This is a genomic window from Roseicyclus persicicus (assembly GCF_012395815.1).
In the GTDB taxonomy this organism is placed as follows: domain Bacteria; phylum Pseudomonadota; class Alphaproteobacteria; order Rhodobacterales; family Rhodobacteraceae; genus Roseicyclus; species Roseicyclus persicicus.
This window is the reverse complement of record NZ_JAAZQQ010000001.1, coordinates 314054-338921: the sequence shown is the minus strand read 5'-3', so window position 1 is coordinate 338921 and position 24868 is coordinate 314054. Positions and strand designations below refer to the sequence as shown.

The window sequence follows — 24868 nt, the reverse complement described above, 5'->3', positions numbered from 1 at the left end:
CTCACTCCGCCGGGCTGAGGACGGCGACCTGCGCCTTGCCGGAATGGGTCATGTCGTTGGCCCGCCCGTCCTGCCCGCGCGCGGCCTTGCGCGCGAGGTAGACGATGACGCCGACATAGGCGAACAGGAGCGCCGCGTAGATGGCGAGGTAGGTCACCAGCGTGCCCATGACCATCGGCGCGGGCACGTCGGCCACCGCCATCTCGGTGGTCATGACGCCCTGCACCAGCCAGGGCTGGCGGCCGATCTCGGTGGTGTACCAGCCCGCCAGCGTGGCGACCCAGCCCGAGAAGGCCATCGGCACCAGCGCCCAGAGGACGGGTTTGGGCAGGCCCTCGACCGCGAACCAGTGGCCGGCGATGCGCCCCTGGTGCAGCGCGCGGCGGCGCCACATGAACCAGACGGCGGTCCAGCTGAGCAGCAGCATGGCGACGCCCGTGCCCACCATCACGCGGAACGACCAGAACACGGGCGCGACCGGCGGGTGCAGGACGGTGCCGTCCTCGGCCACGAAGTCGTTGAGGCCGGTCAGTTCGCCGTTCCAGTCATGGGTCAGGATGAAGGACGCGAGGCCGGGGATCTCGATCGCCATGCGGTTCTCGCGCGCCTCCTCGTCGGGGATGCCGAACAGGACCAGCGGCGCGCCTTCCTGCGTTTCCCACAAGCCCTCCATCGCGGCGACCTTGGCCGGCTGGTATTCCTTGGTGTTGAGGCCGTGCAGGTCGCCCATGAAGATCTGCACCGGGATCAGCAGCGCGCCGATCGCGACGCCGGTCTTGAGCATCGCCCGCACCTCGCGGCTGCGGTCGCCGATCAGCCAGCGGAAGGCCGAGATGCCGGCGACGAGGAAGCCCACGGTCAGGAAGCTGGCCAGCATCATGTGGGCGAAGCGGTAGGGCATCGACGGGTTGAAGATGATCGCCCACCAGTCGGTGGCAAAGGCCTGCCCGTCGATCATCTCGAAGCCTTGGGGCGTGTGCATCCAGCTGTTCAGCACGATGATCCAGAAGGCCGACATGGTGGTGCCGAAGGCGACCAGGAAGGTCGCCAGCATGTGCAGCCACCCCGGCACGCGGGAAAAGCCGAACAGCATGATCCCGATGAACACCGCCTCGAGGAAGAAGGCGGTCAGCACCTCGTAGGCCAGGAGCGGCCCGGCGATGTTGCCCACGGTTTCCATGAAGCCCGGCCAGTTGGTGCCGAACTGGAACGACATGGTGATGCCGCTGACCACGCCCATCGCGAAGGACAGCGCAAAGACCTTCACCCAGAAGCGGTAGGCGGCCATCCACTTGTCATCGCCGGTCTGCGCAAAGCGGACGCGGAAGAAGAACAGCACCCAGCCCAGTGCGATGGTGATCGTCGGGAACAGGATGTGGAACGAGATGTTCGCCGCGAACTGGATGCGGCTGAGGAGGAGGGTATCGAGCGTGTCCATGGCGATCTTTACCTACTTGCGTTTCGTGAGCGACGGGATGATCCCGCCCGTCCTGTCGATCAGCCCGGCGATCTTGCCGCCCAGCGTCATCAGCTTGACCAGCCGCTCGGTCTCGAGCTTTTCCATCTCGGCGTAGAAGCCGGTCATCATCTCGATAAGCTCGCGCAGCTCGGCGATGCGGGCCTCGGCGTAGTCGTCGCCGGCGGGGCCCTGCATCTCGAGCTCCCGCAGCTTGGTCAGGGTGGGGTCGATCTCGCGCTTCTTGCGCTCGGCCACCAGCGTGCGCACGATCTCCCACAGGTCGTCTGGGGTGGTGAAATAGTCCCGCCGGTCGCCGGGGAAATGCTTGAGCCGCACGAGCGTCCAGCTCTGCAGCTCCTTCAGGCCCATCGAGGTGTTCGACCGGCTGATCCCGAGGGCCTCGGTGATCTGTTCCGCGTTCAGCGGCACGGAGGAGAGGAACAGCAGGGCATAGATCTGCCCGACGGTGCGGTTGATGCCCCACCGGCTGCCCATTTCCCCGAAATGCAGGACGAACTCCTGCTGGAGGGGGGTCAGTGTCATGGTCCCGAAGTCCTGTTCGCGCAGAGATTTCAGAAATTTCTGAAACGGAGGTAACCCTTTCAGCCGCAAGGGCAACCGCAGACGGATGCGACAGAATGACGGAACAAGACACAGGCCCCGCGTCGGGGGACGCGGGGCCTGCTCAAGGGACGGCGGGCCGGGCAGCGGGGATGTTGGGGACGAGCTGCCCGACGCCGCGAAAGGTGCGCGCGGTCTGTGACACCTCGATGACAGCCGCCCGCGCGCCGGGGGTTATCCACAGATTTCGCGCGGCCCGCACATGAAAAAAGGCCCCGCCGAAGCGGGGCCTTTCGATGCCGTGCAGGCGGCGATCACTCGTCGCGCTTGAGGGCCGCGCCGAGGATGTCGCCCAGCGACGCGCCCGAGTCGGACGAGCCGTACTGTTCGACCGCTTCCTTCTCTTCCGCGATCTCGCGGGCCTTGATCGACAGGCCCAGGCGGCGGGTCTTGGGGTCGACGTTGGTGACGCGGACGTCGACCTTGTCGCCCTTCTGGAAGCGCTCGGGGCGCTGTTCGGAGCGGTCGCGCGACAGGTCCGAGCGGCGGATGAAGGACTTCATGCCCTCGTACTCCACCTCGATCCCGCCATCCTCGATCGCCGTCACGGTGACGGTGATGATCGAGCCACGCTTCACGCCGCCGATCGCCTCGGCGAAGGGGTCGCCTTCCACCGCCTTGATCGAGAGCGAGATGCGCTCCTTGTCGGTGTCGACCTCGGTGACGACGGCCTTGACCACGTCACCCTTGCGATACTCGCCGATCACGTCCTCGCCCCGGCCTTCCCAGGTCAGGTCGGACAGGTGGACCATGCCGTCGATGTCGCCCGGCAGGCCGACGAACAGGCCGAACTCGGTGATGTTCTTGACCTCGCCCTCGACCACGGTGCCCACGGGGTGGGTCTCCTCGAAGACCTCCCAGGGGTTGCGCATGGTCTGCTTGAGACCCAGCGACACGCGGCGCTTCTGGGTGTCGATCTCCAGCACCATGACCTCGACCTCCTGGGAGGTGGAGACGATCTTGCCGGGATGGACGTTCTTCTTGGTCCAGGACATTTCCGAGACGTGCACCAGGCCCTCGACCCCCGGCTCCAGCTCCACGAAGGCGCCGTAGTCGGTGATGTTGGTGACGCGGCCGGTGTGGACCGATTCCAGCGGGAACTTGCGCTCGACCGAATCCCACGGATCGTCCTGCAGCTGCTTCATGCCCAGGCTGATGCGGTGGGTGTCCTTGTTGACCTTGATGACCTGGACCTTGACGGTCTCGCCGATCGACAGGATCTCCTTGGGGTCGTTGACGCGGCGCCAGGCCATGTCGGTCACGTGCAGCAGGCCGTCCACACCGCCGAGGTCGACGAAGGCGCCGTACTCGGTGATGTTCTTGACCACGCCGTCGACCACGTCGCCCTCGTTCAGCTTGCCGATCACCTCGGCGCGCTGCTCGGCGCGGGACTCTTCCAGGATCGCGCGGCGCGAGACCACGATGTTGCCGCGGCGGCGGTCCATCTTGAGGATCTGGAAGGGCTGCTTGAGGCCCATGAGCGGGCCCGCGTCGCGCACCGGGCGCACGTCGACCTGCGAACCGGGCAGGAACGCCACGGCGCCGCCGAGATCGACGGTGAAGCCACCCTTGACGCGGCCGAAGATGGCGCCGTCGACGCGCTCCTCGGCGGCATAGGCCTTTTCGAGGCGATCCCAGGCGGCTTCGCGGCGCGCCATCTCGCGGCTGAGGACAGCCTCGCCACGGGCGTTCTCGACGTTGCGGAGGTACACCTCGACCTCGTCGCCGACGGCGATGGTCGGGGCTTCACCGGGGTTCGCGAATTCCTTGAGGTCGATGCGGCCTTCCATCTTGTAGCCGACATCGATGATGGCCTGGCCCGCCTCGATGGCGATGACCTTGCCCTTGACGACGCTGCCCTCGTCGGGCGTGTCGATTTCGAAGCTTTCGTTCAGGAGGGCTTCGAATTCCTCCATGGTGGCTTTAGCGCACATGCGGTCTCGGTATCCTTTTTCGCTTTTGCTGGCCGCGCGGTTGTCTCCGCCGGTCTTTTGGGGTGCCTCGCGGCGGTCCGGAAAACAAAGAGGGTCGGTGAAGGCCGACCCTGCTCGATCTCTCTGCTTCCGGCGTTGATCGCCGTGTTGACGGCCGCGCGTATACCCGCGCGGGGCCTTCGGCGCAAGGGGCACGGGCGGGTCCGGCCCTAACGCCGCGCCCCGACCGCCGCGATGGCCGCGGCGACGGCCTCGTCGATGGTCATCGCGCTGGTGTCCAGCGTCAGGGCGTCGGCGGCGGCCAGCATCGGCGCGGTCGCGCGCTCGGCGTCGCGGGCGTCGCGGCTCAGGACATCGGCCAGAACGGTGGCGTAGTCGGTGTCGTGGCCGGCGGCGCGCAGCTCCTTGAGCCGGCGCTCGGCGCGGACCTCGGGGCTGGCGGTGACGAACAGCTTCACCTCGGCCTCGGGGCAGATCACCGTGCCGATGTCGCGCCCGTCGAGCACGGCGCCGCCGGCCCGCCGGGCGAAGGCGCGCTGGAAGTCGAGCAGCGCGGCCCGCACCTCGGGGATGACGGCGACCTTGCTCGCCGCCTCGGCGATGGCCGCGGTGCGCAGCGCATCGGGGTCGCTCAGGTCCTCGGGCGTCAGCGCCCCGGCCGCGGCGATGGGGGCCTCGCCCGCCAGCATCCGCCGCCCCACGGCGCGGTACAGCAGGCCGGTGTCGAGATGGGCAAAGCCGAAATGCGCCGCCACGGCGCGGGAGATCGTGCCCTTGCCCGCCGCGGCGGGCCCGTCGATGGCGACTGTGAAGCTCATGGCGGCGGTTGAACCAGAGGACCGCGCGATGGGCAAGGGCCAAGGGCGCGCCACGGCGGGTCGGCGGCGGCGGTCAATGGATGACGAACTTCATCAGCGCCAGCGCCGCGCCGATCCCGCCCGCGAAGAACGCCCCGCCGATCGCGGGCAGGGGCCTGCGGTCGATCACCCAGCCCACCCGCGCCCCGACCAGCATCAGCACCAGCACGCAGACGCCTTGGGCAAGCCCGCCCGCCGCCTCGACCCGCAGCCAGCCGAGGCCCGCGGCCACGAACAGGAGCGTCGGCAGGTTCGCCACCGCCAGCGTCGGCGCGCTGTGCCGCCACGCCGCGCGCCAGGCGCCACGCGTCAGGCGCTCGCCGGTGTCGAGGGCATGGGCGAGCAGCTCGGCAAAGGCCTTGGCCAGCGTCACCGCCAGCACCGAGCCGAACAGGATGGCGGCCGTCTCGTAGGGGGCCTCGGGGTGGTCGCCCATGGCCATCAGCAGGCTGAGCACCGTGATGGCGCCGTAGACGAGGCCGAAGGCGGCCCGGTCGATGCCGTGCCAGCCGGTGGTGGGGTGCGGGGCGGGTCCTGCCATGCGGGGGCCTCAGGGGGTGGTGTTGCGGGCGCAGGGCGCGGCGGTCACGAGCGCGGCTCCTGCAGGATGCGGTTGGCGAAGAAGGGCCGGATCGGGGCACCCGCGACGGTCGGGTAGTAGGTGCAGGTCAGGCGCCCGACGGTCGGCCGGTCGGGCACCACGACGCGCGGCCGGCCGCTGCCCTGCCCGGTGATCTCGCGGATCAGCTCGTCCAGCAGCACGCTCACCAGGCCACGCGGGCGGCAGGTGACCTCGGCCGCGGCCCAGGCCCGCCCGAGGTTGCACGACGTCCGCCGGAGCGAGAGGTTGACCGTGTCGCCGGCGACCCGCCAGGTCAGCCGCCCCTCGCAGGTCAGCTGCGGCCCCTGCACGGCGTAGGTGCCCTGCCCCCGGTTCCCGAAGCAGAGCCGGATCCGGTAGGGGCCATACAGCGGCCGGTCGACCCGGTAGCAGCCATCGACATAGGCCCCGCCGGGCGGCGCGCCGGGCACGACCACGCGGGCGGCCTGGTCCTGGGCGAAGCTGGGCCCCGCCAGCATCAGGAAGCAGGCGAGCATGGGTCCGAGAAGCTGCAGGATACGGGTCATGATCGGCTCTGCCGGATGCGGCGGGGCTTGGGGGACACGGGGGGGCCGCGCATGGCCCCCCCGCGCCCGTCACTGGGCCATCAGGTACTCGGCCACCGCCTGGTAGGCCGGCAGGGACGTGGGGTCGATCCGGCTGTTGAAGGCGATGGGGTAGGACGCGAAGCGCACGATCACCATCTCGGCGGTCGGGTCGATGTAGATCGTCTGGCCATGCACGCCGCGCGCCGCGAAGGCGCCGTGGGCGTTGTTGAAGATCCACCACTGGCCCCGGTAGCTGCCGCCGGCAAGGTCGGCATAGCCCGCCGCCGCGAAGGCCTCCAGGCTGCCGCCGCCGCGGATGCTGTCGATGGCCGCCGCCGGGATCAGCTGCTCGCCCTGCCACTCGCCGCCGTTCAGCACGATCTGCCCGAACCGCCCGAGGTCGCGCAGACCCGCCGACAGGCCGCCGCCGGCAAAGGGCGTGCCCACCCCGTCCACGGTCATGTAGGCGTCCTGCTCGGCGCCCATGCGGCTCCAGATCCGCTCGGACAGGAGCTCGGTCACCTCCATCCCGCTGACGCGGCTGATGATCCAGCCCAGCACGTCCGAGTTGGGCGTGCGGTAATGGAACTCCACCCCGTGCTCCAGCCCGTCCGGGTCGGGGCCGACCGTCTGCAGGAACTCGAAATAGCCGTTCGGGCCGGTGTAGTCGGCCGCCCGCGGGAACGGGCTGGCGGCGGCGTTGTAGACCCAGATCGCGGCGTTCGGATCGCCGTAATCCTCGCTGAACTCGAAGGCCGTGGTCATGTCCATGACCTGCCGCACCGTGGCCGACCCGAAGGCGCTGACCTCCAGCTCGGGGATGATGTCCTGCACCAGCGCGGTGTCGTCCAGCGTGCCCTCGGCCACCAGCATCTCGGCCAGCGTGCCGGTGAAGGACTTGGTCATCGACATGGCGGCATGCTGGCCGGCCTCCTCGAGGCAGCCGAAGTAGCGCTCGTAGACGATGCGCCCCCGGTGCAGGATCAGGATGCCGTCGGTGTAGTTCGCCCAGAGCGACTCTTCCCAGGTCATTTCCTCGACGTCGCCGCGCAGCGGGCGGAAGGTGACGGCGTCGATGCCGTCGTCCAGCGCGTATTCCAGCGGCGTGGGCGCGCCGAGGCCGCGGCTGACCTGTTCGGTGGGCAGGAACTCGCGCAGGTGGCAGACCGACCAGCGCATCCGCGGAAAGCTGAAGAACACCGAGTCCGGGTTGGTGATGCGCAGCTCGGGCGGCGGCGGAAAACCCTCCATCCAGCCCATCACGCGGGGGTCTGACTCCTGCGCGGACAGAAAGCCATCTGCTTGTGCGTGCACGTCCGTCACCATGGCCGACAGCCCCAGCGCGGTGCCGGCCACGAGGGGGACCAGCCTAGAAATTGAATACGACATTGACGAAACCTCCTACCCAGTTCGGGTCCTCCCCGGGGAATGCGCTGCGGATCCCTTCCCCGGGCACGGCGACACTGATGCCGGCGGTCAGGAAGGTGTTGCGGTTGATGATGCGGCGGTACTCGATGAAGAAATCGTCCGAGAGATGCGCGTCGGTCACCCCGGTCACGAGGTCCGCCCCCGCCCCGCCCGGCCGCGTGGCCTGCCCGAACTGGAGCGGGCTGCCCAGCTCGTTGGCGCGCACATGGGCGTAGCGGAAGGTGAAGGTGTCGCGCTGCGTCGGCTGCAGCGACAGCGCGAGGTTGTGCGACTGCACGTTGGAGTTGATGAACACCATCGCCGACTTGGAGCCGGTGGCCCAGGCGCTGGGCGAGCCGTCGTAGTAGAGCGGGTCGAACCGTTCCAGTTCGGGCGTGTCCGGGTCGTCGCCCGAGAAGGTCTGGTAGCCGTAGCTGATCGTCGGCGACCAGGGCGCGTCGGCGAAGGTATAGCCCACCTGCACCCGCCCCGCCCAGGAGGTCAGGTCGATCCGGTCGTTCCACTGGTAGGCCAGATCGGTGGTCAGGTAGAGCCCCTCGAGCGCACCCGCGAAGGGGTTGGTCCGCGCGTAGAGGTTGAGCGTGTTGGTGCCCTCGCGCGCGCCGGGGATGATGTTGGGCGCGCCGCCCACCACCTGCGGATACGGCGCGCGGGATTCGAGCACGTTCACGTAGGTCAGGCCGAGGTAGCCGCCCGCCGGGTCGTCGTAGCGCAGGTCGAGGCCCGCCAGCGCGTTACCGTTGTCGCTGCCCGGCAATTCGCGCGGGTCGATGTAGAACAGCGTGCCGGTGGTGTCGCCCGCCGTCAGCTCGGCGATGGCCGCCATCTCCCAGGCGCGGCGCGGGCCGAACTTGAGCGCCCCGCGCTCGAACCCGTCCGAGGCCCCGTCCGAGATCAACATGCCCGTGCCAAGCCGCAGCTCGCGCGCGCCGAGCGAGACATCCAGCACCGGCCCGTCGCCCAGCGGCAGGCGGACGCCGGCGTAGCTTTCCTCCAGCGTCAGGCGCCCGGTGTCGGAGACGTCGAAGGCGTCGGTCCCGAAGGTGTAGGAGGCCACCGCCGACAGCCGCCCGTAGATCGCCGCGCCGTTGTCCAGCGCGGTCTCGAAGCTGAGCCCGGGTTTCACGTAGATCTCGAGCCAGGTGGCATCCGAGTCGAACCCGGACCCGGGCGCCGCGAAATCGGCCAGGTTCCAGAACAGGTTGCCCTCGCTGACGAGGTTCGCGCCGAACTGCAGCGTGGCGCGAACCGTGGTGCTGTTGTCCTCGTGGAGAAGGAAGGGATCCGCGCCCTGCGCCGTGGCCAGCGTGGGCCCGACAAGGGCCGCCGCGGCCAGCGCGGCCATCCGCCGCCGCCCGGGGCGACGCGCCCCGGCGGTCCGCATCCCCGTCGTGGGCCGTGGCCCCATCCTGTGCTGGGTCATGAAAAAAAACCTGAAGCTATGTGCGCTAACGCATTTGAAACCGGTGCCAATTCCGTGACAAGATCATAGGCGCCCAAAATGGGCGACGCGCCCTTGCCCCAACCACGAGGACAGAATGCCCACGTCGAGACCCAGACAGGCCGCCCGGGAGCGGATCGAGGACTCGTTCGGCCAGGTCTGGCCCGTGCATCTGACGGGGTTCACCGACCTCCTGGTGCGGTTGCGGGCCGAGTTCGGCGGAGACCTCGACCTGATGCTGGTGCTGGCGGTGATCGCGGACCGCACCCGCCCCGGCGACTGGACCCCGGAGCTCCTGACCTACAACCAGTTGACGCATCGCAGCGACACCGGGTCCCCGCAGCGCCCGATCAACCTGCAGTCGGTGGCCGAATACTCCGGCATCCCGCGCGAGACCGTCCGCCGCAAGGTCCGTATGCTCGAACAGAGGGGCTGGGTGATGCGCCACGAAGACGGCAGCCTTGCCGTGGGGCCGGCGGCCGCCACGGACCTCGGCGAGGCCACGGCGCACAGCATCACCTACCTCGCGGCGCTTCTCACCGCCCTCGGGCCGCTGCACAGGGGGTGACCGGGGTCGGGCCTCGCGCCCCCCGGGGGCCCGTCGCGCCCGGGCGGTCGATGGCGACCCCTGAAGGACTCGAACCCTCAACCTGCTGATTAGAAGTCAGCTGCTCTATCCCGTTGAGCTAAGGGGTCGCTTGGGCGCCTGCATACAAGAGGCGGCCGGATCGGTCCACGCTCAAAGCGCCCGCTGCAGGAACACGCTAAGCGGGTCCTCGACATAGCCGGGGATCGGCGGGCAGGGGGTGTAGCCCAGCCGTTCGTAGAGACGCCGGGCCGGGTCGAAGGCGGGGAGCCGGTCGGAGCCGGTTTCCAGCATCACGACCGTCACGCCGCCGGCGCGGGCCTCGGCCTCGAGGTGGCGGACCATGCGTTCGGCCAAGCCGCGGCCGCGGGCGGCAGCCAGCACATGCATGGATTTCAGCTCGGCCCGCCCCTCGCCCAGCCGCTTGAAGGCGCCGATTCCCAGCGGCCGGTCATCCTCGAGCAGGGCGAAGAACCGGACATCTGGGCCGCCCAGCGCCTCGGGGCCGAGGGCGTGGCAGCTTTCGGGCGGGGTCACCGAGCGGGTGAATGCCAGATGCGATTCGACGATCGGCCGGATCGCGGGATCGGTGGGGTCCGCCGGACGGATCCGGATCCGGTCCATTCAGTGCGTCCAGGCCCCGCGCCGGTCGGTGGCGAAGTTCTCGCCGTAGCCGCGGGCGCGGATGTTGGGCTTGCGCGCCTTGGGCTTCAGCACCACGGCGTCGATGCCATGGGCCTTGGCGTAATCCTGCGCCGCCTCCAGCGTCTCGAACCGCAGGTGGACCTGCGAATTCATGTCCGACGACGAGGTCCAGCCCATCAGCGGGTCCACCTCGCGCGGGGCCTCGGGGGCGAATTCCAGGACCCAGTGCTGGGTCTTGGCGGTGCCCGAGGACATGGCGGTCTTGGCTGGCTTGTAGATGCGGGCGCGCATGGTCGTCTGATCCCCGTCGGTCTGGTCGGCGCCAGATATGTGAAAGACTGCCGCGCTTGTCCACATCCCAAGCTGTCGCGGGGCCGTCCTATGCTGCGGGGGAAGGAAGCAGAGAGGGTTGCCGACCGGCCCCGAGGGAGCGAGGGGTGGGTGGGTGGTTCGGGCCCGACCGGCAACCACATCTGCTGCTTGCACCACAACCTTACGGCAAGCCCGGGGCCGCTTGCAACGAGAATTTCTCCTTAAGGTTGTAAAAATTGTCTCTATCGGAGAAGGGCTACGTTAACCATTCTGCCGCCTTCCGCCGCGCCCGGCGGCCGCGAGGGGGCGCGGGGTTGAACCCGGTCGGCAGAAGATCAATCTGGGCAGGATGACGGAGACGCGCGATGCATAACAACTCCCCCGAACAGATGCCCGACACCGGGCGCGCGGTCGACGCCGTGCGCGCGCGGACCAAGCTCGAGGGCGGCAAGCGCTTTGTCATGCATACGGAATTCCGGGCCGCCGGCGACCAGCCCACGGCGATCGCCGAGCTGTCGGCCGGCGTCCGGGCCGGCGACCGCGACCAGGTGCTGCTCGGCGCGACCGGCACCGGCAAGACCTTCACCATGGCCAAGGTGATCGAGGAAACCCAGCGCCCCGCCATCATCCTCGCCCCGAACAAGACGCTGGCCGCACAACTCTACGGCGAGTTCAAGGGCTTCTTCCCGGAGAACGCGGTCGAGTATTTCGTCAGCTACTACGACTACTACCAGCCCGAGGCCTATGTCCCGCGGTCGGACACCTACATCGAGAAGGAATCGCAGATCAACGAGCAGATCGACCGGATGCGCCACTCGGCCACCCGGGCGCTGCTGGAACGCGACGACGTCATCATCGTGGCGTCCGTCTCCTGCATCTACGGCATCGGCTCGGTCGAAACCTACGGCGCGATGACCCAGGACCTCTATGCCGGGCGCGAATACGACCAGCGCAAGGTGATGGCCGACCTCGTGGCGCAGCAATACCGCCGCAACGACGCCGCCTTCCAGCGCGGCAGCTTCCGCGTGCGGGGCGACAGCCTGGAAATCTGGCCCGCCCACCTGGAGGACCGGGCCTGGAAGCTGTCCTTCTTCGGCGAGGAACTGGAAACCATCACCGAATTCGACCCGCTGACCGGCCACAAGACCGACAGCTTCGAGCGCGTCCGCGTCTACGCCAACTCCCACTACGTCACCCCGCGCCCGACGCTGCAGCAGGCGATCAAGGGCATCAAGCACGAGCTGGCCCAGCGGCTGGAGCAGCTAGTCGGCGAGGGCAAGCTGCTGGAGGCGCAGCGGCTGGAACAGCGCACAAACTTCGACCTCGAGATGCTGGAGGCGACGGGGTCCTGCAACGGGATCGAGAACTATTCGCGCTACCTGACGGGCCGCGCGCCGGGCGAGCCGCCGCCGACCCTGTTCGAATACATCCCCGACAACGCCATCGTCTTCGCCGACGAAAGCCACGTCACCGTGCCCCAGATCGGCGGCATGTTCCGCGGCGACTACCGGCGCAAATTCACGCTGGCCGAGCACGGGTTCCGCCTGCCCTCCTGCATGGACAACCGCCCGCTCAAGTTCGAGGAATGGGACGCGATGCGCCCGCAGTCGGTCTTTGTCTCGGCCACCCCCTCGGCCTGGGAACTGGACCAGGCCGGCGGCGTCTTCACCGAGCAGGTGATCCGGCCCACGGGCCTGCTGGATCCGGTGGTCGAGATCCGCCCGGTCGAGATGCAGGTCGACGACCTCTTGGACGAGATCCGCAAGGTCGCGGCCCGCGGCTTCCGCACGCTGGTCACCACGCTGACCAAGCGCATGGCAGAGGACCTGACCGAATACCTGCACGAGCAGGGCATCCGCGTGCGCTACATGCACTCCGACATCGACACGATCGAGCGGATCGAGATCCTGCGCGACCTGCGGCTGGGCGCCTTCGACGTGCTGGTGGGCATCAACCTGCTGCGCGAGGGGCTCGACATCCCCGAATGCGGGCTGGTGGCGATCCTCGATGCGGACAAGGAGGGCTTCCTGCGCTCCGAAACCTCGCTGATCCAGACCATCGGGCGGGCGGCGCGGAACGCCGAGGGCCGGGTCATCATGTATGCCGACCGGATCACCGGCTCGATGGAACGCGCCATGCGCGAGACCGACCGGCGCCGGGCCAAGCAGATCGCCTACAACGAGGAACACGGGATCACGCCCGCGACCGTGCGCAAGAACGTCGAGGACATCCTCGCCGGCCTCTACAAGGGCGACGTGGACATGAACCGCGTCACGGCGAAGGTCGACAAGCCGATGGTCGGCGCGAACCTCGCCGCGCATCTGGACGGGCTGCGCACCCAGATGCGCAAGGCCGCCGAGAACCTCGAGTTCGAGGAGGCCGCCCGCCTCCGCGACGAGATCAAGCGGCTGGAAGCGGTGGAGCTGGCCGTCGCCGACGACCCGCTGGCGCGCCAATCGGCGGTCGAGGAGGCGGTGGAGGATGCCGTCAAGATGACCGGCCGCAGCACGGCGGGGCGGCCGGGCCAGCGGGGCGGCAAGGCGCGGCGGGGGCGTTGACAGCCAGAGGGCACGGGACCGCCCGGACCAGCCGGCCGGCACGCCCATGTTCCGTTTGGGAACGCAGGCGTTACGGGCACACCCCGCCCACCGACAGGTAGCGCCCCGAGACCCAGCCGTTGGGATTCGGCTGGCCCCACAGCGGGTTCAGGCAGCGGCCCGACATGCATTGCACCTGGTACCAGCCGCCCTCCCGCGCCCAGACGGCGATCTCGTCGCCGAGATAGAGCTCGCCCAGCTGCGGGTACTGCGTGCCGGGGCCGGTGCGCACGGCGAGGAATCCGTTGCCGGCGGCATGGTTGTACTGGGACAGGGGCCGCACCCCGACGACATGGCCGGTGCAATCGCCCGCGGCGGCCAGCGACGGGGCGAGGACAAGGACGAGGGCGGCAAGGGGCCTGAGCATGGCGGGAGACCTCCGGGCAGGGAACCTGCGTCCAGCATAGACCCGACCGCGGGACGCCGGGTTGACACCCGTCAACGCCACGCTCACCGCGCCCGAACTGCTCTGACCTGGAAGGCTTTGCCCGACGCGATCCCGTCACCGTCGCCGCCGGCCGGCAAACCCGGGAGGGCCGGAGTGGCAGGGGCGGAGGGACTCGAACCCCCGGCCTGCGGATTTGGAATCCGCTGCTCTACCAACTGAGCTACACCCCTAGGCCGAGCGCGGGGATAGGGCGAAACGCGCGGCTTGTCCAGATGGGATCGGCAGGCTCAGGCGTCGGTCCAGGGCCCGTGCAGGCCGGTCTGTCCGGGGCGGTCGACGCGCTCGAAGCCATGGGCGCCGAAATAGTCGCGCTGCGCCTGGATCAGGTTCGCCGTGCCCCGCGGCTGGCGCAGCGTGTCGAGGTAGCCGAGCGCCGAGGCCAGCGCCGGCACCGGCAGCCCGGCGGCCACCGCGGCGGCCACCGTGCGGCGGAGCGCCGGCAGGTGGCTGCGCAGCCGGTCGGCGAAGGCCGGCGCGAAGGCGAGGCGCTGGCCGGGGACCTCGGTCAGCGCGGTGGCCATCTCGTCCAGCAGCGCCGACCGGATGATGCAGCCCGCCCGCCAGATCTCGGCGATGCGCGGCAGGGGCAGGTCCCACCCCTCCTCGGCGCTGGCCGCGGCCAGAAGCGAGAAGCCCTGCGAATAGGCCAGGATCTTGGCCGCCAGCAGCGCGCCCTCAAGATCCGCGTCGGACAGGTCCAGCGTGCCGGCAGCGCCGAAGATCTCCGCCCCCTCGGCGCGCGCCGCGGCCTCGCCCGACAGCACGCGGGCGGTCACGGCGGCCTCGACGGCGGGCAGCGGCGCGGCGCGGGTCTGGGCGTCGATGACGGTCCAGCGCCCGGTGCCCTTCTGCCCGGCGCGGTCGGCGATCACGTCCAGCATCGGGCGGCTGGTCTCGGGGTCGGTGGTGCGGGCCACGGCGGCGGTGATCTCGACGAGGTAGGAGGCCAGCGGCCCCTCGTTCCAGCGCGCGAAGGCGGCGCCGACCTCGGCCGCGCCGCGGCCCATGCCGTCGCGCATCAGGCCGTAGATCTCGGCGATCATCTGCATGTCGGCGTATTCGATGCCGTTGTGCACCATCTTGACGTAATGCCCCGCCCCGTCCGGCCCCAGGCGGGCCACGCAGGGGTCGCCCTCGAAGCGGGCGGCGATGAGCGTCAGCACGGGCTCCAGCGCGGCCCAGGCCCGGTCGGACCCGCCCGCCATCATCGAGGGGCCGTTGCGCGCGCCCTCGGCCCCGCCCGAGACGCCGAGGCCGAGATACAGGATCTCGCCCGCGGCGGCGGTCCGGCGGCGGGTGTCCTGCCAGTCGGAGTTGCCGGCGTCCACGATCACGTCGCCGGCGTCGAGCAGCGGGCGCAGCGCGTCGATCTGGTCGTCCACGGCCTCGCCCGCGGGCACCATCAGGATGATCCGGCGGGGCCGGGCGATGGCGGACACGAATTCCGCCAGCGACGCGGTCGGCACGAGGTTGGGGGCAAGGTCGCCCGCCTCGTCCACGAAGGTCTCGGTGCGGGCCTGCGTCCGGTTCCAGACCGCGATGCGGTGGCCGGTCTCGGCGATGTTGAGGGCGAGGTTCGCCCCCATGGTCCCAAGCCCGATCAGCCCGATCTCGGCGGTGTCGCGCGTGTCCGACATGTGCGTGCCTCCCGTCGCTGTCCTGACCTCCAAGCTAGGCAAGCCGGCGCCGCCCCGCCAGTGCGGGGACGCAGATTGACCGTGCGGGCATTCCCGTCCAAGGAAGGGCCAAGGGAGAGACGCCACCCATGAGCCTGCGCAAACGCCTCGCCTCGAGCCCGGCCGTGAACCGGGCCGTCGCCGCGCTGTTCGGCGGCTGGCTGCGGCTGGTCTGGGCCACCTCGCGGCGCGAGGCGGACGGGTGGGACCACGTGGCGCGGCTGGTCGACCGGCATGGCGCGGTCATCATCGTGTGCTGGCACCAGCGCATCCTGCTGACGCCCTGGATGTTCGACCTGTCGCGCTACCGCATCCAGAGCCTGACCTCGGCCGGCCGCGCCGGGCGGCTAGTCGGCTGGATCCACCGCGCCTTCGGCTACGGCACGGTGCCGATGCCCAAGGGCGTGCTGGGCGCGGCCGAGATGCGGCTGGTCCTGAAGGGGCTGCGCGAGGGCGTGTCCATCGGCATCTCGCCCGACGGGCCGCGGGGGCCGGCGCGGGTGGCCAAGGTCACGCCGATCCAGTGGGCGCGGGCCGCGCAGGTGCCCGTCGTGGTCTTCACCTTCGCCGGCAGTCGGGTCTGGACCTGGAAGACCTGGGACCGGATGCATTTCCCCCTGCCCTTCGGCCGGCTGGTCCTGCTCTGGCGGGAATGGGACCGCGCGGTGCCCGAACGCTTCGACGAGGCGACGGGCGAGGCGCTGGCCGCCGAGCTGGGCACCTTCATGGACACCGTGACCGCCGAAGCGGACCGTCGCCTGTAGGGCGGGCCTCGGCCCGCCGCCCCCCGCCTCGACAAGAGAAAAGGGCCGCGACTGGCGCGACCCTTTCCTTGTCGTCTTGCAGGTGCGCCGTGACGGCGCACCCCACAGATCACTCGATGATCTTCGACACCACGCCGGCGCCGACAGTGCGGCCGCCTTCGCGGATGGCGAAGCGCAGGCCGTCTTCCATCGCGATCGGCGCGATCAGCTCGACCGTGAACTTCAGGTTGTCGCCCGGCATCACCATCTCGGTGCCCTCGGGCAGCTGAACCGTGCCGGTCACGTCCGTCGTGCGGAAGTAGAACTGCGGGCGGTAGTTCGCGAAGAACGGCGTGTGACGGCCACCCTCTTCCTTGGTCAGGATGTAGGCCTCGGCCTCGAACTTCGTGTGCGGCTTCACCGAGCCGGGCTTGCACAGCACCTGGCCACGCTCCACGGCGTCACGGTCGATGCCGCGCAGCAGCGCGCCGATGTTGTCGCCCGCTTCCCCGCGATCCAGCAGCTTGCGGAACATCTCCACGCCCGTGCAGGTCGTCTTCTGCGTCGTGCGGATGCCCACGATCTCCAGTTCGTCGCCCACGTTCACCACGCCACGCTCGACCCGGCCGGTCACCACGGTGCCGCGGCCCGAGATCGAGAACACGTCCTCGATCGGCATCAGGAACGGCTGGTCAACAGCGCGGACCGGCGTCGGGATGTAGGCGTCGACCGCCTCCATCAGCGCGCGGATCGAGTTCTCGCCGATCTCCGGCTGCGTGCCGTTCATCGCGTGCAGCGCCGAGCCCTTCACGATCGGGATGTCGTCGCCGGGGAAGTCGTAGGACGACAGAAGCTCGCGCACTTCCATCTCGACGAGCTCCAGAAGCTCCTCGTCGTCCACCTGGTCGACCTTGTTCATGTACACCACCAGCGCGGGCACGCCCACCTGGCGGGCCAGCAGGATGTGCTCGCGCGTCTGCGGCATCGGGCCGTCGGCCGCGTTCACCACCAGGATCGCGCCGTCCATCTGCGCCGCGCCCGTGATCATGTTCTTCACGTAGTCCGCGTGGCCGGGGCAGTCGACGTGCGCGTAGTGCCGCGCCGGCGTCTCGTATTCCACGTGCGCCGTCGAGATCGTGATCCCGCGCGCCTTCTCCTCCGGCGCGCCGTCGATCTGGTCGTAGGCCCGGAACTCGCCGAAGTACTTCGTGATCGCCGCCGTCAGCGTCGTCTTGCCGTGGTCCACGTGACCGATCGTGCCGATGTTCACATGCGGCTTCGTGCGTTCAAACTTACCTTTTGCCATCGCGCTGGCGCCTCGTGCGTTCGGGGGCCCGCGCAAGGTCTGCCCGCGGCCCGGTTCAACATCGCGGGCGAGGTAGTCGGGTCGCGGGGAAAAATCAAGCCGATAACGGCGCGGCGGCGCGCGCCCGCCCTCAGGGGGCGGCGGGCGGCGACGCGGGGGTGGCGGGGGCCTCGGCGACGGGCTCGACCGCGGCCTCGGGGACGGGGGCCTCGCGGAACGGCGGCGCGTCGGGGTCGATGCTGAACCACTCGGGATTGTCGAGCATCCAGCGCTGGATCTGCCGCGCGGCGTTCCGGGCGAGCACCTGCATCTGCTCCTCGCGGGTGCGGGCGATGCCCGACCCGATCACCGCGGTCTCCGACGAGGCGCCCTCGAGCACGAGGATCTGCTCGGGCTCGTCATGCAGCTTGGCGCCCAGCGCGTCGTCCCAGACGTTGACCGACAACACCAGCACCGAGCGCGGGTTCAGCACCAGCGGAATACCCGGCGGGGCCAGCGCGTAGCCGTCGACGGCGATGCCGATGTGATACAGGCGGTCGCCCTCGTACTGCCCGAAGCGGCGGTCGATCTCGGAGGTCAGGATCTCGACCCATTCCTCGGGTGTCGCGTTCCGCGACGGCGGGATCTGCTGCATGTTGTCGGCCACCACGATGTTGTGGCCGAGGCGGAAGTCGCCCATGTTCGGCAGCTCGTCGGTCAGCGGGTCCGGCGCCGCGCAGGCGGAGAGCACCGTCAGGAGCGCCAGGGGCGCGAAGCGGGTCAGGCGGGCGGACATGCACGTCTCCGGGGTCAGTCTTGCGTTCCCCGTCAGATAGCGCAGGGGGGGCGCAGACGCAAATGACAGCTTCTGGAGCCGCGCCGGGCGCGCGCTATCTATTGCGTGGCGACCGGAGACCAAGATGACGGACCTGACACAGCACGCCCCCGGGCTGCCGGTTCTGGCGCGGCTGCCGACCCGGCCGATGGGGGTGGTCGACAGCTACACGGCGGCGCGCGAGAACATCCTCGGCATCATCCCGGCCCGGGCGCTGGAGCTTCCGGTGCTGTCGGGGCGCACCGGGCCGCAGCGCTGGCACATGCTGATGGACCCGGCCGCGATCCGGCGGGTGCTGCTGGAGCGGGTCGAGGACTACCCCAAGTCCGAGGCGACCAAGTCGATCCTGCGCCCCGCCATCGGCGAAAGCCTGCTCGTGGCCGAGGGCGACCACTGGCGCTGGCAGCGGCGGGCGGCGGCGCCGGCCTTCGCCGCGCGCAACGTCGAGGCCCTCACCCCGGTGATGACGCGGGCGGCCGAGGCCGCGGCCGAGCGGATCGGCGCGGCGGCCGGGCGGCAAGCGGTGAACGCGGTGGCCGAGATGGTGGCCGCCACCTTCGACGTGATCGCGGACGTCACCATGTCGGACCGGGCGGCCATCGACCGGGCCGCGGTGGGCGCGGCGCTCGACGCCTATGTCGACCGGGCGGCGCGGGTCAGCGTGCTGGACGTGCTGGGGGTGCCCGCCTGGGTGCCCCGGCCGGGGCGGCAGGCGGCCGTGCGCGACCTCGCGCCGATGCAGGCCGCGATGGACGCGGCGATCGCGCGACGGGCGGCGCGGGGGCCGGGGGCGGGCGTCGACCTGATGGACCTGCTGATCGGCGCCCGCGACCCCGAGACCGGACGCCAGATGACGGCGGCCGAGCTGCGCGAGAACCTGCTGACCTTCATCGTGGCGGGTCACGAGACCACCGCCCTGACGCTGGCCTGGGCGCTCTATCTCTGCGCCTTCGACCCGGCCGTGCAGGCGGCGGCGCGGGACGAGGCGCAGGCGGTGCTGGGCGACCGCGCGGCCGGGGCGGCGGACGTGGAGCGCCTGACCCTGACCCGGCGGATCGTGGAGGAATCGCTGCGCCTCTACCCGCCCGGGGGCTTCCTGTCGCGCACGGCGCGGGCCGCCGACCGGCTGTCGGGCGCCGGCGTCCGGCCGGGCGACACCGTGATGATCCCGGTCTACGGGCTGCACCGGCACCGGCGGCTGTGGGAGGAGCCCGACGCCTTCCGCCCCGACCGCTGGGCGCGGCGCGACGCCATCGACCGCTGGCAATACCTGCCCTTCGGCGACGGGCCGCGGATCTGCATCGGGGCGCGCTTCGCCCTGCAGGAGGCGGTGGTGATCCTCGCCACGCTGCTCGCGCGGTTCCGCTTCACGGCGGTGCCGGGGCGCGCGCCCAAGCCGGTGATGATCCTGACGCTGCGCCCCGAGGGGGGCGTCTGGCTGGAGGTGGCGCGGGCGTGACGGGCGCCCGGCCCGCCTGCCCCGCCCGATCCGACGCCCGACACGCCCGTTGTCCCGAGGCCGGACCTGGGGCAGACTTGCGGTTGCAGGAGCTCGGTCCCCGCAACCGCCGGTTCCGTCGGCGCGGGACCGGCGCGGCGTCACGCCTTGGGAGGAGTGTGTCATGCCAGCCACCAGCGACGGGCCCACGGCACCCGACAACCCGACGCCGCAGGACCGGCGCGCCCCCGCGATCAACCGGGTCACGGCGGAGGACATCACCGCCGCTCTGAAGGCCGGGTTCTCCGACTTCCTCGCGCGGCCCGTGATGAGCGGGTTCTTCGGCCTGTTCTACGCGGCCTTCGGCATCCTGTTCGTGTGGTGCCTGGTCTGGCTCGGCGCGATCTGGATGGTCATCCCGGCGGCCGTCGGCTTTCCGCTGGTCGCCCCCTTCGCGGCCGCGGGGCTTTACGAGATATCCCGCCGGCTGCAGGCGGGCGTGGGCTTCGGCTGGGCGGACATCCTGACCGTCATGGCCAACCAGCGAAAGCGCGAGCTGGGGTGGATGGCCTTCGTCACCCTGTTCGTGTTCTGGGTCTGGAGCTACCAGGTGCGGCTGTGGCTTGCGATCATCCTGCAGGATTCCTCGTTCTCGGATGTCGGCGGGTTCCTGACCATCGTCTTCTTCACGCCTGAGGGGTGGACCTTCCTCGCCATCGGCACGGTCGTGGGCGCGGCCCTGTCGGCGGTCCTGTTTTCCGTGACCGTCGTCGCCATGCCGATGCTCCTGGACCGGGACACCGACATCGTCACCGCCATGATCACCTCGGTGCGGGTCGTCGCCGAGAACCCGGTGGTGATGCTGGCCTGGGCCGCGATCATCTCGGTCACCATGCTCCTGTCCCTCGTCCCGGCGTTCCTCGGGCTCATCTTCACCCTGCCGATCCTCGGCCACACCACCTGGCACCTGTACCGGCGGGCCGTGACACCCCCGGCGGCCTGAGCCTCGGGCGGGGCTTGGCGGCAGGCGCACGGGGTGTAGGCTCCACCGGCCCGACCGGAGACCGCCCATGCCCTTCCAATCCCCGATTCCCGTCCTGCGCAGCTTCGACGAGGCCGCGACGCGGGCCTTCTACCTGGACTTCCTCGGCTTCGCGGTCCTGTTCGAGCACCGCTTCGACCCCACGGCGCCGCTCTACCTGGCGGTGCGGCTGGGCGCCTGCGAACTGCACCTGTCCGAGCACCACGGCGACGCGACGCCCGGATCCACGGTGCGGATCGGGGTGGCGGACGTGCACACCCTGTCGGCGGAGCTGCGCGCCAAGCCCTACCCGCGGTCGCGGCCCGGTGTGACACGGCAGCCCTGGGGCCTCGACGAGGCGGCGGTGACCGACCCCTCGGGCAACCGGCTGGTGTTCTGGTCGGAGCCCCGGGACGGCTGACCGTGCCAAACTCTTGCAAGAGTTTGGCCACAGCCTTGCAAGGCTGTGCCAAGGTCCTTGCAAGGACCTTGGCCAGAGTTTTGCAAAACTCTGGCCGCGCTCAGGTGAACCGGTTGTCCCGCGGGAAGCCGCGCGGCGCCATGCGGCCCGCACTCGCCCGCTTGCCATCCCATTCGGTCAGGTCGGGCTCGGTCCGCGTCCGCCCCGCGGGGTCGAGCCAGCTCAAGCCGTCGGCCTTGCGGAAGCTGCGCGCATCCGACATGCCGCCGTCCTTGTATTTCTGCAGCCGCACGCCCTTGCCGCGGGCCATCTCGGGCAGCTCGTCCATCGCAAAGACCAGCAGCTTGCGGTTGTCGCCCACCACCGCGATGGCGTCGTCGCCCGCCGCCACCGGGCGGCAGACCCGCGCCGTCACGCCGTCGCCGAGGTTCAGCACCTGCTTGCCCGCCCGCGTCTGCGCCACCACCTCGGCCTCGGGCACGAGGAACCCGTCGCCGGCTGACGAGGCCAGCAGCAGCTTGCCCTCGGGCCGGTGCACGAACAGGTCCACGATCTCGGCCTCGTTGGGCAGGTCGACCATCAGCCGCAGGGGTTCGCCAAGGCCCCGCCCCCCCGGAAGGTTCGCCGCCGACAGCGTGTAGAACCGCCCCGCGGAGGACAGGATCAGGAGCTTGTCGGTCGTCTCCGCGTGGAACAGGAACCGCCCCTCGTCGCCGTCGCGGAACTTGAGCTCGGTCGACAGGTCGATGTGCCCCTTCATGGCGCGGATCCAGCCCATCTTGGAGCAGACCACCGTGATCGGCTCGCGCTCGATCATCGCCTCGATCGGCACCTCCTCGATCTCGCCCGCCTCGGCAAAGGACGTACGCCGCGCGCCGCCCGGCGCCTTGGCGCCGAACTTGCCGCGCACCTCGCGCAGCTCCTCGGCGATCCTCGCCCACTGCAGGGCGTCCTCGGCCAGCAGGTCCTCAAGCCCCGCGCGCTCGGCCATCAGGGCGTCACGCTCGCGGATCAGCTCCATCTCCTCCAGCCGCCGCAGGCTGCGCAGCCGCATGTTCAGGATCGCGTCGGCCTGCACCTCGGTCAGCTCGCCGTCGCCCGGCGGGGGCGTGACGTAGTCTTTCTCCGACGTCGCCCGGACAAAGGCCCGCCCCCAGTCCTCGCGCATCAGCGCCGCCTTGGGGTCGTCGTCATAGCGGATGATGTCGATCACGCGGTCTAGGTTCAGGAAGGCGATGATGAAGCCTTCCAGCACCTCCAGCCGGTGGTCGATCTTGTCCATCCGGTGCCGCGACCGGCGGATCAGCACCTCGCGCCGGTGGTCGAGGAAGGCGCGCAGCACCTCCTTCAGCGAACAGACCTTCGGCGTCCGCCCGTCGATCAGCACGTTCATGTTCAGGCTGAACCGCGTCTCGAGGTCCGAGTTGCGGAACAGCGTGCCCATCAGCACCTCGGGGTCCACGTTCTTGGATCGGGGTTCCAGCACGATGCGGATGTCGTCGGCGCTTTCGTCCCGCACATCGGCCAGGATCGGCACCTTCTTCAGCTGGATCAGCTCGGCCAGCCGCTCGATCAGCTTGGACTTCTGCACCTGGTAGGGGATTTCCGTGACCACGATCTGCCAGGTCCCGCGGCCCAGATCCTCCACCACCCACCGAGCGCGCAGGCGGAACGCGCCGCGGCCCGTGCGGTAGGTCTCGGCCATGCTCTCCTTCGGCTCGACGATCACGCCACCGGTCGGGAAATCGGGGCCCTGGATGTAGGTCAGGAGCGTCTCGTCCCGCGCATCGGGCGCCTTGATCAGGTGCAGGCAGGCCGCCACCAGCTCGTCGAGGTTGTGGGGCGGGATGTTGGTGGCCATCCCCACCGCGATGCCCGACGACCCGTTGGCCAGCAGGTTCGGCACGGCGGCCGGCAGCACCTCGGGCTCTTCCAGCGTGCCGTCGTAGTTCGGGCGGAAGTCGACGGCGTTCTCGTCGAGGCCCTCCATCAGCGCCTCGGCCACCGCCGTCATGCGCGCCTCGGTGTAGCGCGAGGCCGCCGGGTTGTCGCCGTCGATGTTGCCGAAATTGCCCTGCCCGTCGACCAGCGGGTAGCGGATCACGAAATCCTGCGCCAGCCGCGCCATCGCGTCGTAGATCGCGGCGTCCCCGTGCGGGTGGTAGTTGCCCATCACGTCGCCCGAGATCTTGGCCGACTTGCGGAACCCCCCGTTCGACGCCAGCCGCAGCTCGCGCATGGCGTAGAGGATGCGGCGGTGGACCGGCTTCAGACCGTCCCGCGCGTCGGGCAGCGCCCGGTGCATGATGGTCGACAGCGCGTATTGCAGGTAGCGCGAGCCGATGGCGCGCGCCAAAGGCTCGGAGACCTGGCGCTCGCCGCCCCCTGCATCTTGTGTGTCGTCCTGGTCCGCCATCAGGATGTCGTGATAGCCGAGGCCACGCCCGGCGTCCAGCCACGAGAAACACCCTGTGCGGGGATTCCGGAGTCGGCGAATCGGGCCCGTGGGGACTATAAGCCCAGGAATTACCGGGGCTTGTCTGGTGCTGCCATGTTGCGTCTGACCCTGATGCTGGGCGCCGCGATCTATGCGGGGCTGGTGATCTTTTCCGAGCGCGCGCCCGATGCGGCCGCGCCCGGGGTCGACGTGACACGCGCGGCGGGCGTCGACGCCACCGCCCCGGCCCAGCCGACGCCCACCGGTCGCCTCGTCACCGCCGACGGCCGGGTGCTGGCCATCGCCACCGTGATCGACCCCGCGGCGCTGGTCACCGACCGCGACACCATCCACGCCGTGTCCACCCGGGCGCCCGAGACGGTGATCGCCTCGGCCTCGGCCGGGCAGCCCGACCTGCCGCTGGTGCAGGTCACCGGGGCCAGCGTGAACCTGCGCGCCGGCCCCTCAACCGACCAGCCCGTGCTCGACGCGCTGGTGCAGGGCGAACGGGCCGAGCTGATCGCGGCGCTCGGCAACGGCTGGGTGCAGATCCGCACCGTCGACGGCGGGGTCGAGGGCTACATGGCCGACCGCTTCGTCGCGCCGGTCAACTGAGACCGTTGCCGCCGCGGCGGCGCTGCCCTAGGCAGGGCGCGCGACGCGGGCAGAAGGAGGCGCCACCATGGCGCGGACGGTTCTCATCACGGGATGTTCCTCGGGGATCGGGCGGGCGGCCTGCGAAGGCCTGCGCGCCCGCGGCTGGACCGTCATCGCCTCGGCCCGCAAGCCCGAGGACGTGGCCGCCCTGCAGGCCGCGGGCTTCGCCGCCGTCCGCATCGACCACCACGACAGCGCCAGCATTGCCGCGGGCTTTGCCGAGGCCGTCGCGCTGGCGGGCGGCCGCCTCGACGCGCTCTTCAACAACGCGGGCCACGGGATGCCGGGCGCGGCCGAGGACCTGCCCCGCGGCGGGCTGGAGGAGGTGTTTTCCTCCAACCTCTTCGGCCTGCACGAGCTGACGACCCACGCGATCCGCCACATGCGCACGCAGGGCGGCGGCCGGATCGTGCAGCATTCCTCGGTGGTGGGCTTCACCGCGCTGAAATGGCGCGCGGCCTATGTCGCCACCAAGCACGCGCTCGAGGGGCTGACGAAATGCATGCGTGTGGAGCTTCAGGGCACCGGCATCCACGTGTCGATCCTGAACACCGGGCCGGTCACCTCGGGGTTCCGCGACCGCTCGATGGCGCAGTTCGACCGCTGGATCGACGCGGAAGGCTCGCGCCACGCCGAGTTCTACCTCACCAAGTGGACCGCCCGCCGCGAGGCCGGCCGCGACCTGTTCGAACTCGGCCCCGAGGCGGTGGTGAAGAAGCTGATCCACGCGCTGGAAAGCCCGCGCCCCCGGCGCCGCTACTACATCACCACGCCAGCCTACATCGCTGCGGTGCTGACCCGCATCCTGCCCGACGCGCTGCAGGACAGGATCGTCGCGCGGCTCTAGCCTTTTGCCCGCGACACGCTAGGGTCCGGGC

At 70.2% G+C, this 24868-nt stretch carries 23 protein-coding genes and 2 tRNA genes; 8 read left to right on the top strand and 17 right to left on the bottom strand.

Annotation, left to right across the window (positions count from 1 at the left end; translation table 11 throughout):
- Position 1: 1 nt before the first annotated feature.
- The 8 genes from HCU73_RS01755 to HCU73_RS01720 all read right to left on the bottom strand — a co-directional run bounded on the left by HCU73_RS01755 (position 2) and on the right by HCU73_RS01720 (position 8871).
- Positions 2–1438, bottom strand: a complete 1437-nt coding sequence (locus HCU73_RS01755) for a cytochrome ubiquinol oxidase subunit I (RefSeq protein ID WP_168621677.1) — start codon at positions 1436–1438, stop codon at positions 2–4.
- A 12-nt stretch (positions 1439–1450) separates the two neighbouring features.
- Positions 1451–2002, bottom strand: coding sequence for a GbsR/MarR family transcriptional regulator (locus HCU73_RS01750; RefSeq protein ID WP_168621676.1), 552 nt, complete (start codon positions 2000–2002; stop codon positions 1451–1453).
- 332 nt (positions 2003–2334) lie between these two features.
- On the bottom strand, positions 2335–4014 hold the full coding sequence (rpsA, locus tag HCU73_RS01745) for a 30S ribosomal protein S1 (protein ID WP_168621675.1): 1680 nt from the start codon (positions 4012–4014) through the stop codon (positions 2335–2337).
- A gap of 209 nt (positions 4015–4223) precedes the next feature.
- Positions 4224–4832 (bottom strand): (d)CMP kinase, encoded by a 609-nt coding sequence (locus HCU73_RS01740; protein ID WP_168621674.1) that lies wholly within the window; start codon positions 4830–4832, stop codon positions 4224–4226.
- 73 nt (positions 4833–4905) lie between these two features.
- Positions 4906–5412, bottom strand: coding sequence for a hypothetical protein (locus HCU73_RS01735; protein ID WP_168621673.1), 507 nt, complete (start codon positions 5410–5412; stop codon positions 4906–4908).
- Positions 5413–5456: 44 nt separating this feature from the next.
- Positions 5457–5999, bottom strand: a complete 543-nt coding sequence (locus tag HCU73_RS01730; RefSeq protein ID WP_168621672.1) for a hypothetical protein — start codon at positions 5997–5999, stop codon at positions 5457–5459.
- 69 nt (positions 6000–6068) lie between these two features.
- Entirely contained in the window at positions 6069–7409 is a 1341-nt protein-coding gene (locus tag HCU73_RS01725; RefSeq protein WP_168621671.1) for a serine hydrolase domain-containing protein, read from the bottom strand.
- Positions 7390–8871: an alginate export family protein gene (locus HCU73_RS01720; protein WP_239025415.1), complete on the bottom strand. Its 1482-nt coding sequence runs from the start codon at positions 8869–8871 to the stop codon at positions 7390–7392. Before HCU73_RS01720 ends, HCU73_RS01725 begins: the two co-directional genes overlap by 20 nt.
- Before the next feature lie 115 nt (positions 8872–8986).
- Here HCU73_RS01720 and HCU73_RS01715 point away from each other — a divergent pair, with 115 nt between their 5' ends.
- Positions 8987–9457 carry a hypothetical protein gene (locus HCU73_RS01715; RefSeq protein ID WP_168621670.1) on the top strand — a complete coding sequence of 157 codons (471 nt, stop codon included), beginning with the start codon at positions 8987–8989 and terminating at the stop codon, positions 9455–9457.
- A 51-nt stretch (positions 9458–9508) separates the two neighbouring features.
- On the opposite strand, the gene HCU73_RS01710 is transcribed toward HCU73_RS01715, so the two are convergent.
- The 3 genes from HCU73_RS01710 to HCU73_RS01700 form a co-directional block, all read right to left on the bottom strand.
- A tRNA-Arg gene (locus HCU73_RS01710) sits at positions 9509–9585 on the bottom strand.
- 43 nt (positions 9586–9628) lie between these two features.
- Positions 9629–10099, bottom strand: a complete 471-nt coding sequence (locus tag HCU73_RS01705; protein WP_168621669.1) for a GNAT family N-acetyltransferase — start codon at positions 10097–10099, stop codon at positions 9629–9631.
- Positions 10100–10411, bottom strand: a complete 312-nt coding sequence (locus HCU73_RS01700; protein ID WP_168621668.1) for an ETC complex I subunit — start codon at positions 10409–10411, stop codon at positions 10100–10102.
- A gap of 386 nt (positions 10412–10797) precedes the next feature.
- Between HCU73_RS01700 and uvrB the strand changes: the two genes are divergently transcribed.
- Complete coding sequence (gene uvrB, locus HCU73_RS01695; protein WP_168621667.1) at positions 10798–12990, top strand: excinuclease ABC subunit UvrB; 2193 nt, start codon at positions 10798–10800, stop codon at positions 12988–12990.
- Between the two features lie 70 nt (positions 12991–13060).
- Here uvrB and HCU73_RS01690 read toward each other — a convergent pair whose 3' ends face one another.
- The 3 genes from HCU73_RS01690 to gndA form a co-directional block, all read right to left on the bottom strand.
- Positions 13061–13396 carry an SH3 domain-containing protein gene (locus tag HCU73_RS01690; protein WP_168621666.1) on the bottom strand — a complete coding sequence of 112 codons (336 nt, stop codon included), beginning with the start codon at positions 13394–13396 and terminating at the stop codon, positions 13061–13063.
- Positions 13397–13571: 175 nt separating this feature from the next.
- Positions 13572–13647: transfer RNA gene (locus tag HCU73_RS01685), tRNA-Trp, on the bottom strand.
- Between the two features lie 57 nt (positions 13648–13704).
- Positions 13705–15114, bottom strand: coding sequence for an NADP-dependent phosphogluconate dehydrogenase (gene gndA, locus HCU73_RS01680; RefSeq protein WP_168621665.1), 1410 nt, complete (start codon positions 15112–15114; stop codon positions 13705–13707).
- A 128-nt stretch (positions 15115–15242) separates the two neighbouring features.
- Here gndA and HCU73_RS01675 point away from each other — a divergent pair, with 128 nt between their 5' ends.
- Entirely contained in the window at positions 15243–15917 is a 675-nt protein-coding gene (locus HCU73_RS01675) for a lysophospholipid acyltransferase family protein (RefSeq protein ID WP_168621664.1), read from the top strand.
- Positions 15918–16026: 109 nt separating this feature from the next.
- Here the strand turns inward: HCU73_RS01675 and tuf are convergent, their stop codons facing one another.
- Positions 16027–17202: an elongation factor Tu gene (tuf, locus tag HCU73_RS01670; RefSeq protein ID WP_168621663.1), complete on the bottom strand. Its 1176-nt coding sequence runs from the start codon at positions 17200–17202 to the stop codon at positions 16027–16029.
- Positions 17203–17332: 130 nt separating this feature from the next.
- The gene (locus HCU73_RS01665; RefSeq protein WP_210730450.1) at positions 17333–17977 is read right to left on the bottom strand and encodes a hypothetical protein; all 645 of its coding nucleotides are present in this window, start codon (positions 17975–17977) and stop codon (positions 17333–17335) included.
- 124 nt (positions 17978–18101) lie between these two features.
- Here HCU73_RS01665 and HCU73_RS01660 point away from each other — a divergent pair, with 124 nt between their 5' ends.
- The 3 genes from HCU73_RS01660 (at position 18102) to HCU73_RS01650 (ending at position 20896) form a co-directional block, all read left to right on the top strand.
- Positions 18102–19475, top strand: a complete 1374-nt coding sequence (locus HCU73_RS01660; protein ID WP_168621662.1) for a cytochrome P450 — start codon at positions 18102–18104, stop codon at positions 19473–19475.
- Positions 19476–19638: 163 nt separating this feature from the next.
- Entirely contained in the window at positions 19639–20457 is an 819-nt protein-coding gene (locus HCU73_RS01655) for a DUF2189 domain-containing protein (protein ID WP_168621661.1), read from the top strand.
- Positions 20458–20524: 67 nt separating this feature from the next.
- Positions 20525–20896, top strand: a complete 372-nt coding sequence (locus tag HCU73_RS01650; RefSeq protein WP_168621660.1) for a glyoxalase superfamily protein — start codon at positions 20525–20527, stop codon at positions 20894–20896.
- Positions 20897–20996: 100 nt separating this feature from the next.
- Here the strand turns inward: HCU73_RS01650 and HCU73_RS01645 are convergent, their stop codons facing one another.
- Positions 20997–23312, bottom strand: coding sequence for a DNA topoisomerase IV subunit A (locus HCU73_RS01645; RefSeq protein ID WP_168621659.1), 2316 nt, complete (start codon positions 23310–23312; stop codon positions 20997–20999).
- A 135-nt stretch (positions 23313–23447) separates the two neighbouring features.
- Here HCU73_RS01645 and HCU73_RS01640 point away from each other — a divergent pair, with 135 nt between their 5' ends.
- Together HCU73_RS01640 and HCU73_RS01635 are read left to right on the top strand one after the other, a co-directional pair.
- Entirely contained in the window at positions 23448–23948 is a 501-nt protein-coding gene (locus HCU73_RS01640; RefSeq protein ID WP_168621658.1) for an SH3 domain-containing protein, read from the top strand.
- Between the two features lie 67 nt (positions 23949–24015).
- Positions 24016–24837, top strand: coding sequence for an SDR family NAD(P)-dependent oxidoreductase (locus HCU73_RS01635; protein ID WP_168621657.1), 822 nt, complete (start codon positions 24016–24018; stop codon positions 24835–24837).
- Positions 24838–24868 lie beyond the last annotated feature (31 nt).

What these genes read in the sequence shown, in the direction of transcription:
- HCU73_RS01755 (WP_168621677.1), bottom strand. Translation starts at nt 1,438, where the DNA reads ATGGACACGCTCGATACCCTCCTCCTCAGCCGCATCCAGTTCGCGGCG.
- HCU73_RS01750 (WP_168621676.1), bottom strand. Translation starts at nt 2,002, where the DNA reads ATGACACTGACCCCCCTCCAGCAGGAGTTCGTCCTGCATTTCGGGGAA.
- rpsA (WP_168621675.1), bottom strand. Translation starts at nt 4,014, where the DNA reads ATGTGCGCTAAAGCCACCATGGAGGAATTCGAAGCCCTCCTGAACGAA.
- HCU73_RS01740 (WP_168621674.1), bottom strand. Translation starts at nt 4,832, where the DNA reads ATGAGCTTCACAGTCGCCATCGACGGGCCCGCCGCGGCGGGCAAGGGC.
- HCU73_RS01735 (WP_168621673.1), bottom strand. Translation starts at nt 5,412, where the DNA reads ATGGCAGGACCCGCCCCGCACCCCACCACCGGCTGGCACGGCATCGAC.
- HCU73_RS01730 (WP_168621672.1), bottom strand. Translation starts at nt 5,999, where the DNA reads ATGACCCGTATCCTGCAGCTTCTCGGACCCATGCTCGCCTGCTTCCTG.
- HCU73_RS01725 (WP_168621671.1), bottom strand. Translation starts at nt 7,409, where the DNA reads ATGTCGTATTCAATTTCTAGGCTGGTCCCCCTCGTGGCCGGCACCGCG.
- HCU73_RS01720 (WP_239025415.1), bottom strand. Translation starts at nt 8,871, where the DNA reads ATGACCCAGCACAGGATGGGGCCACGGCCCACGACGGGGATGCGGACC.
- HCU73_RS01715 (WP_168621670.1), top strand. Translation starts at nt 8,987, where the DNA reads ATGCCCACGTCGAGACCCAGACAGGCCGCCCGGGAGCGGATCGAGGAC.
- HCU73_RS01705 (WP_168621669.1), bottom strand. Translation starts at nt 10,099, where the DNA reads ATGGACCGGATCCGGATCCGTCCGGCGGACCCCACCGATCCCGCGATC.
- HCU73_RS01700 (WP_168621668.1), bottom strand. Translation starts at nt 10,411, where the DNA reads ATGCGCGCCCGCATCTACAAGCCAGCCAAGACCGCCATGTCCTCGGGC.
- uvrB (WP_168621667.1), top strand. Translation starts at nt 10,798, where the DNA reads ATGCATAACAACTCCCCCGAACAGATGCCCGACACCGGGCGCGCGGTC.
- HCU73_RS01690 (WP_168621666.1), bottom strand. Translation starts at nt 13,396, where the DNA reads ATGCTCAGGCCCCTTGCCGCCCTCGTCCTTGTCCTCGCCCCGTCGCTG.
- gndA (WP_168621665.1), bottom strand. Translation starts at nt 15,114, where the DNA reads ATGTCGGACACGCGCGACACCGCCGAGATCGGGCTGATCGGGCTTGGG.
- HCU73_RS01675 (WP_168621664.1), top strand. Translation starts at nt 15,243, where the DNA reads ATGAGCCTGCGCAAACGCCTCGCCTCGAGCCCGGCCGTGAACCGGGCC.
- tuf (WP_168621663.1), bottom strand. Translation starts at nt 17,202, where the DNA reads ATGGCAAAAGGTAAGTTTGAACGCACGAAGCCGCATGTGAACATCGGC.
- HCU73_RS01665 (WP_210730450.1), bottom strand. Translation starts at nt 17,977, where the DNA reads ATGTCCGCCCGCCTGACCCGCTTCGCGCCCCTGGCGCTCCTGACGGTG.
- HCU73_RS01660 (WP_168621662.1), top strand. Translation starts at nt 18,102, where the DNA reads ATGACGGACCTGACACAGCACGCCCCCGGGCTGCCGGTTCTGGCGCGG.
- HCU73_RS01655 (WP_168621661.1), top strand. Translation starts at nt 19,639, where the DNA reads ATGCCAGCCACCAGCGACGGGCCCACGGCACCCGACAACCCGACGCCG.
- HCU73_RS01650 (WP_168621660.1), top strand. Translation starts at nt 20,525, where the DNA reads ATGCCCTTCCAATCCCCGATTCCCGTCCTGCGCAGCTTCGACGAGGCC.
- HCU73_RS01645 (WP_168621659.1), bottom strand. Translation starts at nt 23,312, where the DNA reads ATGGCGGACCAGGACGACACACAAGATGCAGGGGGCGGCGAGCGCCAG.
- HCU73_RS01640 (WP_168621658.1), top strand. Translation starts at nt 23,448, where the DNA reads ATGTTGCGTCTGACCCTGATGCTGGGCGCCGCGATCTATGCGGGGCTG.
- HCU73_RS01635 (WP_168621657.1), top strand. Translation starts at nt 24,016, where the DNA reads ATGGCGCGGACGGTTCTCATCACGGGATGTTCCTCGGGGATCGGGCGG.